11 protein-coding genes, 1 tRNA gene and 1 pseudogene are annotated in these 12,491 nt (G+C 55.7%); 7 read left to right on the top strand and 6 right to left on the bottom strand.

From position 1 onward, the window contains the following. Nucleotides 1-410: 410 nt before the first annotated feature. The 3 genes from ACODTY_RS11390 to rplU form a co-directional block, all read right to left on the bottom strand. Complete coding sequence (locus ACODTY_RS11390; protein WP_488994375.1) at nt 411-1,001, bottom strand: GNAT family N-acetyltransferase; 591 nt, start codon at nt 999-1,001, stop codon at nt 411-413. A gap of 120 nt (nt 1,002-1,121) precedes the next feature. Then, nucleotides 1,122-1,391, bottom strand: a complete 270-nt coding sequence (gene rpmA, locus ACODTY_RS11385; protein WP_056234635.1) for a 50S ribosomal protein L27 — start codon at nt 1,389-1,391, stop codon at nt 1,122-1,124. Nucleotides 1,392-1,480: 89 nt separating this feature from the next. Beyond that, nucleotides 1,481-2,089, bottom strand: a complete 609-nt coding sequence (gene rplU / locus ACODTY_RS11380) for a 50S ribosomal protein L21 (RefSeq protein WP_488994374.1) — start codon at nt 2,087-2,089, stop codon at nt 1,481-1,483. A gap of 342 nt (nt 2,090-2,431) precedes the next feature. On the opposite strand from rplU, the gene ACODTY_RS11375 reads away from it, so the two are divergent. Continuing rightward, nucleotides 2,432-2,521 (top strand) — tRNA-Ser (locus ACODTY_RS11375). Between the two features lie 127 nt (nt 2,522-2,648). Here ACODTY_RS11375 and ACODTY_RS11370 read toward each other — a convergent pair. Continuing rightward, nucleotides 2,649-3,650, bottom strand: coding sequence for a PGN_0703 family putative restriction endonuclease (locus ACODTY_RS11370; RefSeq protein ID WP_488994373.1), 1,002 nt, complete (start codon nt 3,648-3,650; stop codon nt 2,649-2,651). A gap of 156 nt (nt 3,651-3,806) precedes the next feature. Between ACODTY_RS11370 and ACODTY_RS11365 the strand changes: the two genes are divergently transcribed. Further along, nucleotides 3,807-4,706 carry a hypothetical protein gene (locus tag ACODTY_RS11365; protein WP_488994372.1) on the top strand — a complete coding sequence of 300 codons (900 nt, stop codon included), beginning with the start codon at nt 3,807-3,809 and terminating at the stop codon, nt 4,704-4,706. Between the two features lie 567 nt (nt 4,707-5,273). On the opposite strand, the gene ACODTY_RS11360 is transcribed toward ACODTY_RS11365, so the two are convergent. Beyond that, complete coding sequence (locus tag ACODTY_RS11360; RefSeq protein WP_488994386.1) at nt 5,274-5,444, bottom strand: excisionase family DNA-binding protein; 171 nt, start codon at nt 5,442-5,444, stop codon at nt 5,274-5,276. 437 nt (nt 5,445-5,881) lie between these two features. On the opposite strand from ACODTY_RS11360, the gene ACODTY_RS11355 reads away from it, so the two are divergent. The 4 genes and pseudogenes from ACODTY_RS11355 to ACODTY_RS11340 all read left to right on the top strand — a co-directional run. Then, nucleotides 5,882-7,423: a DGQHR domain-containing protein gene (locus ACODTY_RS11355; RefSeq protein ID WP_488994371.1), complete on the top strand. Its 1,542-nt coding sequence runs from the start codon at nt 5,882-5,884 to the stop codon at nt 7,421-7,423. Further along, nucleotides 7,420-8,766 (top strand): hypothetical protein, encoded by a 1,347-nt coding sequence (locus tag ACODTY_RS11350; protein ID WP_488994370.1) that lies wholly within the window; start codon nt 7,420-7,422, stop codon nt 8,764-8,766. Before ACODTY_RS11355 ends, ACODTY_RS11350 begins: the two co-directional genes overlap by 4 nt. Continuing rightward, nucleotides 8,763-9,665: a DNA adenine methylase gene (locus ACODTY_RS11345; protein ID WP_488994369.1), complete on the top strand. Its 903-nt coding sequence runs from the start codon at nt 8,763-8,765 to the stop codon at nt 9,663-9,665. Before ACODTY_RS11350 ends, ACODTY_RS11345 begins: the two co-directional genes overlap by 4 nt. A 253-nt stretch (nt 9,666-9,918) precedes the next feature. Next, nucleotides 9,919-10,089: pseudogene (locus ACODTY_RS11340) on the top strand (transposase); the annotation flags it as partial. Between the two features lie 131 nt (nt 10,090-10,220). Here the strand turns inward: ACODTY_RS11340 and ACODTY_RS11335 are convergent. After that, entirely contained in the window at nt 10,221-10,526 is a 306-nt protein-coding gene (locus ACODTY_RS11335; protein ID WP_488994368.1) for a hypothetical protein, read from the bottom strand. Nucleotides 10,527-11,414: 888 nt separating this feature from the next. On the opposite strand from ACODTY_RS11335, the gene ACODTY_RS11330 reads away from it, so the two are divergent. Beyond that, nucleotides 11,415-12,359 (top strand): P-loop NTPase family protein, encoded by a 945-nt coding sequence (locus tag ACODTY_RS11330; RefSeq protein ID WP_488994367.1) that lies wholly within the window; start codon nt 11,415-11,417, stop codon nt 12,357-12,359. The last annotated feature ends 132 nt before the right edge of the window (nt 12,360-12,491 follow it).

Raw genomic sequence — 12,491 nt, 5'->3', positions numbered from 1 at the left:
TCAGATGAGGTCAGTTCTTTGACAATGGCCAGACGGCTTTAGCCGGGCGTGGCAATCAATAAGCATATCCATCTCTTCGTCATCCTAGGGCGAAGCAGGCCGAAGGCCGTTGCGGAGACCCTAGGATCCATGCCGTGACCAATCGGCGGCGCGCAAAGGGCGCAGAAGAAGGCTCCCCATTCTGAGCCACCCCACGTCCTCAATCCTCACGGCATGGATCCTCGGGTGGCGCCTTTCGCTGCGCTCAGGCTTGCCCGAGGATGACGAAGCGCAAAAAACCTCCGTCATCCCGGAAGCGAGCCGAGCGAAGCGATGGTGATGCTGTCCGGGATCCATTCCGTGACTTTGCTGAAGCATTCTGGGCAGCAGTGCGCAGGCGGGGCAGACAACCGTCCCCGCCCGCCTCTGGTTCACGAATGCGCCCAGGTCCTCAGGCTCGACCAGGTCCGCCGATCCAGCCTGTAGCGCTCGACCGGCACCTTGCCGGCGACGATCGAGTTCAGCATGCCCTGGCCGGCATACTGGAAACCGCACTTGTGGATGACCCGCCGCGAGGCCGGATTGATGACCCGGCACGAAGCATGGAGCGAGGTGATCTCGGTCGCCCTGAAGGCAAGATCGACCAGCGCGTGCGCAGCTTCCGTGGCATAGCCCTGCCCCCAATAGGGCTCGCCGATCCAATAGCCCAGTTCCAGCCCGCGATCGGTCTGGTTGAGGCCGGCGCAACCGACCAGCGCGCCGTTTTCGGAACGCGTCAGCGCATAGACCGCGCCGCCGAAGCCGCCAACCTTGCTATTGGCGATGAAGGCGCGTGCCTCCGCTTCGCCATAAGGATTGGGCATGCGCGCCAGCATTTCGGCAACGCGTCGGTTGTCGGCCAGCGCCACGAGATCGGCCACGTCGTCGTCATGCGGCGGGCGCATCACCAGGCGCTCGGTCAGCAGCACCGGGCAATCGATGCGCAAACTCGCGTCGTCTAACTCTTCCTTCTCGGCAACCATCGAACTGTCCTCCAGGCGAAAGAAAAAGGGGAGATGGCGACCCATCTCCCCTGATCCATTTCCTGGCTTGGCCAGACACCGGTCCCGAGATGGGGCGCCGGTATCTAAGTGCGGAACCGGCTACTCCGCGGCCTTTTGCATCGGGTTTACCGATACGTAGGTTCGGCCATTGGCTTTTTTGTTGAAGGTTACTGCGCCTGCTTCGAGCGCAAAAAGGGTGTGGTCCGTGCCCATGCCGACGTTGACGCCGGGATGCCACTGGGTGCCGCGTTGGCGAATGATAATGTTGCCCGGAATGACGGCTTCGCCACCGAACTTCTTCACGCCAAGGCGCTTGGAGTGCGAATCGCGACCGTTGCGCGACGAACCGCCAGCTTTCTTGTGTGCCATCTTAGTGCTCCTTTGCGCCGTCTCAGGCGCTTGCGATCCTTATGGACGCGCTTGGCGTCCGTTTCAAGTCCGATCAGGCGGCTGGCGAATTACTTCTTCGCCAGTTCCTTGGCCTGCTCGCGCCAGTCCTTGATCTGGTCGGCGCTGAAAGGCATGTGCTCGTCGATCTTGGCGACGTCGGCATCCGACAGCTTCGCGACCTGCGCGAAAGTGGCGATGCCCTGCTCCTTGAGCTGCTCGGCAGCCACCGGACCGATGCCCTTGATGACGGTGAGGTCATCCGGCTCGCCCTTCGGCGCCTTGAACAGCGGAGCAGCCTTGGCTTCCGTCTTTGCCTCTGCCTTGGCTTCGGACTTTGCGGCAGCCTTCTTCGACGGCTTGGCGCCACCGATCAGGATCTCGGAGATGCGCACCGTGGTGAGCAGCTGGCGATGACCGATCTTGCGGCGCGAATTCTGGCGGCGGCGCTTCTTGAAAGCGATGACGGTGCGGTTCTTGCCCTGCAGGACAACTTCCGCCGTAACCAGCGCGCCTTCGACGAAGGGAGCGCCGAACACGACATTGTCGCCTTCGCCGTGAGCGAGAACAGTGCCGATCTCGACGATATCGCCGACCTGGCCTTCGACTTTTTCGATCTTCAGAAGATCGTTGGCGGCCACGCGATACTGCTTGCCGCCCGTTTTAATGACTGCGAACATTTTTTGCCTTTCGCTGTTCGGTCGGCCTTTATGAACCTGCCAATTTCCACGAGGGAATGGCGGTCCGGCCGTCTTTTTGTCAGTCTGCGGGTTCAAAAAACAAGCGGCGCGGAAAGCGTTCCACGCCGATTGCGCGCTGTCCCTAACCGAAGGGCCCTGCAAAGTCAAGGCAATCGCCGATTGCACACGGCAAGGGCGGCCCTTCGCAAACGCCGCGGCACCCATAACTGCCGCATTCTAGGCCGCCGGGCCCAACCCCACAACAAACCGGCGGATTTGGCCTTGTCTCTCAGCGATACTGCCGCTATCTAGTGCGCCGCCGACATGGCGACCACGACCCGCGGAGAAGTGGCAGAGTGGTTGAATGCACCGCACTCGAAATGCGGCATACTCGCAAGGGTATCGGGGGTTCGAATCCCTCCTTCTCCGCCAGACTATATCCATAACCACCTGATATTACGCTGGAATTCCTAAAACTCCTGTTCTTTCCCCACAGCCTTCCCCACTCCGAGGTGCTGTGCAGACCGAGTGTCCGTCTGGCCTGCACAGCACAGTACTCTCAAATGAACTTCGAGTTGTCCGGGTTCCATTCGTCCATCAAGTCGAACAATGGACTGAGGTCGAGATATCGCTCGTGCAATCTCTGAGCCAGATCAGTGTCGCCAGCGTCAGATATGGCAGCCACCATTAATTCAAGGCTAACAACATCGAAAGGCAATACATCAACACCCGTGGGCGTCAGATGCTCTTTGTAACTGTCGATGGCTACCGCCATTTCATGGTTGAGCGATGGCGAAACGATGACAAAGGCCCCACGATCGAAATGGTGACGCTCATGCACCATCGTGTAGCAAAGCGAATGCTCGGCGAAGAATTGACGAAGCGGCGCTTGATGCAGAGACCCGTTCTCTGGATCAACGAAAAGCTTCGACCGGCGTGCCACTTCAAGGTGCCTTTCTTTCACGGGCGTTGAAGTTCCTGGGCGGCATTCCGAATACTTGACTTCAATTCCCAAGAAGCAAGACTTTCCGTGTTCATCGGTATAGGCGATCAGAACGTCCAAAGCCGTATGGTCGCCAATATAGGACTCGTCGCCCCGCCCTGGCGACGTCTCGAAATAGACTCCATCCACCTGCTTGGCTTTGACGCCAAAGGCCTGCTTCAAAACCTTCTTGGACAGGGCAAGGTCCAATTTGAGAGGCCCGAACAAGTTGAAGACGAGCGCCGAACTACTCAACAGATTTTCCCAGGCACGGGCTTCATCGATTAGAGCGCCGCGCTCTCGATAAGCGATCTCGCGCCGGACGAGTTTGGCGATGTCTGGTCGAAGATAGTTAACGCCAGCACGTGCGGCAGCAGGCTCCAGACGGCTTCCGAGAAACCGAGAAATTTGCTGGCCATTTGTATAGCTCCCAACTCCGTAACCCCTGCGTCCCCGCCAGACGGATTGAAGCAAACGCGAACAAGATTGGAAGCGCGTGTCCAAAGGCTCGTGAACTTCAAAGCGCTCAAGGATTTCGCGAGGAGGAATGGGAAGGGTTGGCCTATGATAAGGTAGCATTTTTTCTCCTTCTTGCCATTTGGCAGGAAGGATTCGACGCAGTTCTTTATCAATCCACACATTGCCATCTATTGGTCCAAAAGTTCACTAACGCATGGCCTGCTTCGTATAGGTGCGAGTGCGGTCGTTCGCACCCATACTTAGCGGGAGCTACCCATGAACGAACTGAAGGATACGAATGCCGAGCTTAGCGGTGAGGAGCATGCCAAATCGGACCTTGAATCAGGTCTTCCCGCGTATGGAAGGAACTACGGCTCAGGTTTCCATAGCCAATTGCAGCGCTCCATTTGGGGAGATGACGAAGACGCACTCCTATATGACACTGCTGCCGCCAGTCGACGACGAGAAGCGCAGTATCTGAAGAACAACTACATAACCGCGCGCCAGTTTTTCGACCTGTATGACGCAGTTTGTTTTGCGAACTCAAGAGGGTGGACCATGAATACCACCGTTGATATCCAGCCAGGACACTTAGGCATCGTTGGGCGTGACGAAATATTTAGAACCTTCAGAATTTGGACGGCTCGCTATCGAGACTGGTGTTCACACCGCAATATCGAGAGTGTCTATATCTACGTCTGGGAGCGCCCACTGGACAAAAGCCTGCACGTTCACATGCTGTGCCACATACCGGATGCACTTCACGCTGAATTCGATAAATGGGCATGTTCCTCCATTCAATCCATGAGCAAACCTGGGACCTATGGAGTGCATCTAACTCCAAAAGTTCAGTCGAGGAGAAATGCCACCTGTACAAACCAATGGTATTCGTTTCGCTACCGAATGAAGGGAGTGTCACCGAGCATACATTTGTACGGAAGCGGCCCCGAGATATCGTTGGTCAAACAAATCCACATCGCCGCCAAAGCTCAAGGCGAAATCACAGGAAAGCGGGTGGGTTCTTCTCGCTCCATTTCGTTGAAAGCTAGGCAAGCAGCCCGGGTCGACGGCACGTTCGTTCCGCTAGTTTGTGACCGTGAAACTTCGAGCGAGGCGTTCTGGACAGATATGCATTTGAAGAGCTGGCAAGTCCGTACGATAAAGCGCTTGTTTTGAAAAACACAGATGATTTTTTGGCAAAACACAGAGGAAAATGACGTAAGGTACTCAAATGATGACCTAAAATGGTTTGGTTTTTGGTAAACGCGGTCAAGAAGCAATTCTGAGCCGGATTGGCTGATCGGAAGCTTTGCCTTCAGAGCAGAAGCCTGAGGGCTTTCCATATGTCGCTCCAGCCAACTTGATAAACGCTTCTGCTCCCTTCTCGGGACCAGCGGGCGACCCGCCATCGCGAGTTATTTTGCCGCTAGACGGATAGAAATTCAGGCTTCCGATTTTCACGTGATGTCCGTCATTTGAATTTCTACAGGTCAACCCAACCTCGGCCGCCCATGATAAAACTTGATCACGTTCCCTTTTTGTCTGTTCTTGACGTGACGGCCGAAGGCAATCAGGCATCATTTTTCCTTGGATTTTCCAATTCGGTTGAAGGGTCGGAGGACGAGAGAGGAAATTGATTGATGGATTGAGAAAAAGAGAAATAAGGCGAAGGATTCGATGCAGACATTTCTCTTCTTATTGCTTTGAGAGATTGGGGTGATAACCCTGCGAGCCACTATACTCTCAGCGATCAGCCTCACCCGCCGATAGCAAGTGCAGCCAATTGACAGCACTGTCAAAAATGATGAGACGCCGCTTACCAACCTTCACACTGCGCAATCGGCCAGCGCTTATTTCCTTGTAAACCAGACTACGACCAATCCCAGCCCATTCGCAGAATTGCTGTATCGTCATCGCGCCAGGTTGGGCTTGACCTGTTTGATTTGTCATAAATAGCTCCACCGTCCATTTCACGAGGGATATGGAGCCGAAAGTCGTTTGCGATAACCCGGGCGGGTCAAACGTCCAGCTTTGGTAACTCGCAAACGCGAACGGCAGTGATGGGGTGGACTCCCGCCCGTCCGCTTCTGGGCACCGGAGTTGGGGAAGCGGTCATTCAGGTGGCCGCCGCACTTCTAAGGCAACGCGCCCCATAGTGGCCATGTCTCTACGATTGCATCTGGTCCAGAGATGGACATAGACGCGATCGTGAACACGCGGCGCTGAGGAATTGAACTCGACGAGCGTTAGGACCTGAGAAGATTTCAATACTTGTAAACGTTGCGGTGATAGAACATACCCAAAATGGGATGAGCGATCAAAATCGGGCATATGAGGTAGGGGGATATGGCGTGATCGCCGACAAGCATCGGCAAGTTCCGGCACTAAAGGTCAACCAGTGGCTGCCGGGCTGGGAGAAGATCGACTTCAATCCTGAAGAACATCGTGCCAAGCCAGCTCAGCATTTCTACTTATTCTCGTTGCCTGCCCGCGAATTGCGTAGCCTGTCAGGCATTGCGCGGCGTATGGCCAAGGATGCGGCGCCGAGAACTGAAGATCTAGGAATCCAGCGACAGCACGACCCCGAGCGCTCGGAAGAGATTGGCCGCTTTGTCGAATATGGATTTCCTTGGTCGACCCTAAGCGATGCGAAGCGCGAGAGCGTTGAGTTCCATGATCTGCGCAAGCCCGGATGGCTGCCGACAGCCGTGGTGCTAAACGTCCTCACCAAGGCCGAAAAGCGCAACGGCAGCGAGGTCGCCGAGGGCGATCTGGTGACTATGATCGACAGTGACACGGGCCCGCGCCTCCAACTACCCTACGAGAAGTGGAGCCCGAATTGGTCGCCAGCCAAGTTACCCCCGTTCGAGATCATAGACGGGCAGCACCGGCTGTGGGCGTTTGATGGCGCAGCGAACCTTGCGAACTTTGAGCTGCCGGTGGTGGCGTTCGTTGGCCTCGACATCAGTTGGCAAGCCTATTTATTCTGGACAATCAACATCAAGCCGAAGCGGATCAACCCTAGCTTGGCGTTTGATCTCTATCCTCTACTGCGCAGCGAGGATTGGCTTGAGCGGTCCGAGGGCCACATCGTCTATCGCGAGACACGTGCTCAGGAACTGACGGAGATCCTGTGGTCGTATCCCGATAGCCCATGGTATGATCGGATTAACATGCTAGGCGAGCGGCAGAACCGCTGGGTCACGCAAAGCTCCTGGATAAAGACGCTCACATCGACCTTTGTGCGGTCTTGGGACCGCCGAGCGGGAACAAGCGGCGGCGTGTTCGGCGGTCGCTCTAAAAAGGAGGGCGAGGTCCTCGGCTGGAGCCGTTCCCAACAGGCCGCGTTTCTGATCTTCGCTTGGCGCGAGTTCCGCACCGCCGTGGGCGCGTGCGAGGAGGATTGGGCGCGCAATCTTCGAGCGCCACCGAAGGTCGGCGAGGAGAAGGCCACACGGCCTGACGACATCAAGGCGGAAGATGACCTCGCGTTCTATTCGCCGTATTCGCTGGTCGTTACCGACCAAGGTGTACGCGGTTTCCTTCAGATCCTTAACGAACTGAGCTATCAGCGCGCCGCTATACTCAAGCTCAACACCTGGCTGCCGGATGAGCGCTCGACGGCCGATCCTATCGGTGCTGTCGAGCGCGAGTTGAAATCGTTGGAGAAGCAGGATTTCACATCATTTCTGCGTGAGATTGGCCAAGCGATGACTACATTCGACTGGCGAACGAGCGCAGCACCAGGTTTGGAAGAAGCGACACGTCGCGCGAAATTAGTGTTCCGCGGCAGCGGCGGATATAAGGAGCTCCGACTCCAACTGCTGGAGCATCTTGCTGCCGGTAAAGGTGACGTTGCCACGACGGCGAAGACGATTCTTGGCCGTTCATGACAAAACCAAAGTTGCAGAAGCTGGACAGGTTGACGATCCGAAGGCTCAGCCCAGCGAATGTCGAACTTACAGTCGCGGGGCTGAAGCCGTTTCTCAAGCGATCGAAATGGATCGGAAGCACCAACTATTACGGAAATGATGTCGTTGCGCGCCTAAAAGCCGGCGTACCGGGCACATCGGAGCGAAAGCGCCACCTCGCCCAATATATTGCTGCAAGTTCGGTACTCCACGCCAATGATGGCTGGAGCTATCTCGGCCGCGCTGTGGCCTGCATCCTTGCTGGAGACACCCACCGCGCGCTACATCTCGCTTATTATGCAGAGTTGCGCGCAGCGATGTCGTTAGTTGCAAGCGCTGGCATCGGAGTATTCGACAAGCAACACTACATTATCTCTGGTCCGAACAGCACCTCGAAGCTGCGAGCGAACAACGGTACGCACATCATGGCTTGGTTGGCGCTTGAGGAGTGGTCACGGCGTCCAGCTTCGGGTGCGCTCTTCTCCTCGCTTGTCCGACCCGAGGGACGGACCCTCGATGAATGGTTCCAAGGTGGCGCAAGCTCGCTTGCACCGCAGGCAAAAGCCTGGTTCATGCAGTGGGGCATGGATCTGGGGCTCGCCTCGAAGGATAGGGAAGCGCGCAACGATTCCAGCTATAGACCCGACGGCGTCCCGACCACATGGGAAGTCGGCTCGAAGGATGGGCTCGAGTTCGTGCGCGACATGTGGAACGCGCTCGAGCCTAGCTCGGCATCGAGCTTTGAGCAGATCGACCGGCACATCCTACGCTTAGCGGTCAAGAACCACCATTTCAGCGTCACGAGCCGCCCAGCCAGCGCTGCTGACGCGACCTACGTTAAATTGGTCAACAGCATCGTCGAGGCGCAAAGCTTGGCGACGGCGACCGAGAAGCGGCTGAAGAGTTTTCTTCTCTGTCAGTCATCGCCGACCGATCCTCTGATTTTTCGCTACTCAACGATCAAGCCTGGTAATCCGCAAAGCGACGCCTTCGCCGTTATGGCACGCGCCGTCCTTCTCCTACGCATCGCGACCGGTGCGGCCCATCTGCTGTTCAATCGTGCCGGCTTCGACACAAATATGCTTGGCTTCTGGTGGAAGAAGCTCGGCGAAGCGCGCGGATTGTGGCGACCCGGTACAGTACCTACGGCGCTTGCGGACCTTTGGGCAGACGTTGAAGATTCGCTGCGCGATGTGGCCGCTATCGAAGCATCATCGCCTGAGGTGCTGGATTCCTTTCACGCGATTTCCGCCGATCTGCCTGGAAGCCTGAAAATGCTTGCCAGCCATGAGCGCGTGAGCCTGTGGGGGTTGTGCCCAGTATGAGCAAACACCTCCCCGAAACTGCAGAAATTCTGCTGCCATTCCTGAAATGGGCGGGTGGAAAGCGCTGGTTTGCCGAACGGTACGTGCACCTGATCCCCGAGACTTTCGAACGCTACATCGAGCCGTTCCTCGGCAGCGGCGCCATGTTTTTCGCGTTGCGACCGAAACAGGCAATTCTCTCTGACCTCAACGACGATTTAATTAACTGCTATCGCGCGGTGCGCGATGCGCCGATGGCGATCGCCGAGATACTGGCGGCCCATCATACCGCCCACAGCGAGGATCATTATTACAGGGTGCGAGCCGACAAGCCGGACGAGCCCATCATGCGAGCGGCGTGGTTCCTCTACCTCAACCGCACCTGCTGGAACGGCCTCTATCGGGTCAATCGCAAGAATGAGTTCAACGTTCCGATTGGAACGAAGACAGCGGTGGTGCTGGACAGCGATGATTTCGTGGCAAGTAGTGGAATCCTGCGGAGGGCAGAGCTAGAAAATCGCGACTTTGAACAGACGCTGGCTCTTGCTGGGGCCGGAGATTTCGTGTTCGTCGACCCGCCCTACACCGTTAAACACAACCTCAACGGCTTCGTGAAATATAACGACAAGATCTTTTCGTGGGCGGACCAAGTCCGCTTACGAGATGCTGTAGTCGAGGCGGCTGGCCGAGGTGCATCAGTCCTCGTAACAAACGCAAATCATGCCTCCATTCGTGAGATCTATGATGGCGTAGGTTGCATGGAAGTGGTAAGGCGCGCGAGCGTGCTTGCCGCGAGATCTGAACATCGAGTCCAAACCGACGAGTTAGTGATCCGGACATGGCTACCAGCGCGGCCGACCGCGATTGACGTCGCGCTCACCTGCGATGGTAGCAGCCGGGGCGCCTCTCAAAGAATCTGAACGCGGCAGGTATTTCACACTCCAATAGTGGAGCGAGTGGTCGCTTTTCCCGAGACGGCGCCCGAAAGCCGCTGTTCCACTTGCGCCGCCTCTGCCGTTTGGCGGAACCGAACGAATAGCAATTTTCGGGTAGTGACGGCAGTGCCGCGAATGGCGGACATAGGTCTAAGCCGACTGACTGCTTCACATGGCGCGGGGTCCTGATTCTGGGCTCACCATGAGCCGATGTGACCTGACAGACTTTAAATAGGTTGTGATCGCGCCGCTGCTACCCAACAAGCCGAGAGGCATGACACGTGTTGATGGTCGGCGCGGGCTGAACAGCATCGTCTGGGTTCTGCGATCTGGTGCGCCTTGGCACGACCTGCCCGAGCGCTATGGTCCGCGCACCACCTGTTACAACCGCTTCGTGCGATGGCAAAAAGGGGCAGATCAATGTCTTATCCAAGCTGAAGCCATTCCGCCGAGCCGCCGCTCGACACGACAAGCTCGCTGCCCACTTTCTCGCTATGGTTCAGCTCGCCTCAATGGGGCTTTGGCTCCACGCCTATAACTCTACAATCCAGCATAGATTGGGGCGCCATTTAGCAGTTTGCGCTTAGTAGAAAATCTTGTTACTTCTAGCTTCTGTTCAGAATCTGAGGCAATTACTTCCAAGAGGCCTGAGGGAGAAGGTATGAAAAGACTTATGTTTGCTTTGGTGTTTTCAGCGGTAACATCAGGAGCCCTTGCATCCAGTATGGACGTTACATTTGAGTGGGGCCCAACGAAAAAGTGCTTTGATCCAAAGTCACCACCAATAACATTGTCCGGTGTTCCCTTGGAAACAACAGCACTTAAGATCGGGATGACGGATAGCAACTCTCCGTTCCAACACGGTGGCGGTACAGTGGCTTACAAAGGACAAACGTCACTGCCATACGGGGCGTTCCGATACAAAGGACCATGCCCGGAAGGGGAAACCCATTTCTACAACATAACGGTGAAGGCCTTGGACGCGTCCGGGAAAATCCTGGCTACCGGAAAGGATACCAAACCTTTCTCTGGAAAATAGCCAAGATGGCTAGGGTCGCCAGCTGCCTCCGAAGGTGTTCTGCGACAGCTAGATGTTTTCAAGTGCCACGTGGTACGCAGTGTAACATTATTGCTACGCATCAGTTTATTTGTCCGTTGCTGTAAATTCCCGGCCCTATCCGACGTATCTCGCTGAGCGAGCAATCCCGCTCGCAGTTTGGGATTGGGAGGCCATCTAGGTGGATCAGGACAAAACTTCATCGACTGACAATTGTCACCGCGTGAATGATCACAGCAATTTTGCAAGCCAGATCGGAATTTTCTGGTTTGTAATATGGAAAGGCCACCTCAGGCTCTTGGCGGCATCGTGCCCTATCAATGACGGAGAACCCTACGGTGACATGATAACCTACGGCACCGGGCACTACGCCACCTGGAACAGGTGGCGGAAGTCTAGGGCGGAGCCCCTTGAAAGGGTTGTCGCGAACGTCTTTGAATACGAGGATTGGCCCCGAGGTCGCGTATCCTTCGACACTAAGCGGAAAGGACCATTGTTGCTTTGTGACGCAAAGATATTGAAGAGCGATCTCATTGAGGTCGTTTCGTCAAGATTCAATACAATTGCTCACAATCTGAAAGTGGATAAAGACAATCACTATAGAAGCTACGAATCCATTGAACCTGTTTAGTCAGCGAGATCGGGCGTACGAATTCATTCAAGATGCGTAATATGGTATGACACTAGTACTCACTGTGCAAACCAAAGGTTCTCTGTGGCTATTGGCAGATCGGAGACTATCTGCCCCAAATCAAAAGCCGATTGACGATGCCGTGAAGGCAAGCGTCATTGAAGTCATCGATGGGACAGCAATTGTAGGTTATGCCGGCCTTGGCGCTACGGCTCTGGGGACCCAACCTTCACAATGGGTTTCGAATGTTCTACGAGGTCGGCATTATCCCCTGGAGCGAATGCTGGAGGTTATTTCAGACGCCATGCAGCGGGAATTTCTACCGCATCTCCGGCAAATCAAAGACGTTCGCCAGCGACAACACCAGTTCATAATTCCCGCATATATAAATGACGCCTACCGCCTCTACTCGATCGAATTAGACGATAGCGCTCTAAACCCGATGTTTCGATATACTCGACACATAATTGGTGGAGCCATTACACCAAAGGAAGTCACGGTGCCATTTGGTATCCGTGGCACGGGCAGCGTTCTATTCCTAAAGGACACGCATTGGTACCGGCCTCTATTGAGGCTAGTTAGCGCTTACAATCAAAAAAGGATTTCGGCCCAAACGGTGGGGGAGCATCTCGCCCAGCTCAACTATCAGGCTCACAAATTCACTGAAGGCGGCTCAGTAGGACCAAACTGCGTAGTCGTATGGCGCAATTCAAGAAAAGGCCTGCACGGTGGAGGAGGCGGCCAGACCTTTTACAAGGATACTTCCCGGGTCAAGCCGGACGCTGCATTACCCACAATAGCGAGTGGGCTAGATGTCGTTGCTTTAACTGATCTCCTCATGGAAATGCACATGCCATCGCTGATGGCGAGCTTAAGAGCGATGCGGACTGGAGGCGTAGACCAAGGGGAGCCTGTGCCCGAGGTGAGTGTTGATGAGGTGAACCAACGCCTCGATTCCTTACCAAGCGAACCTGACGAGAAACTTCGCTGAACCTCCAGAACCGTCAACCTCAAGACCTCCACAGGAGCCCACGTCACTTCCAGCCCCGCCCCAGCCAAGCCGACTGAGGTCCAAGGACTTTGGACTACACCAACGGGATCGTCTTCCCAACCATACAGGCCG

The organism is Mesorhizobium sp. FG116, assembly GCF_057809835.1.
Note: the sequence above shows the minus strand (reverse complement) of the source record. Positions and strands in the feature narration are given on the sequence as shown.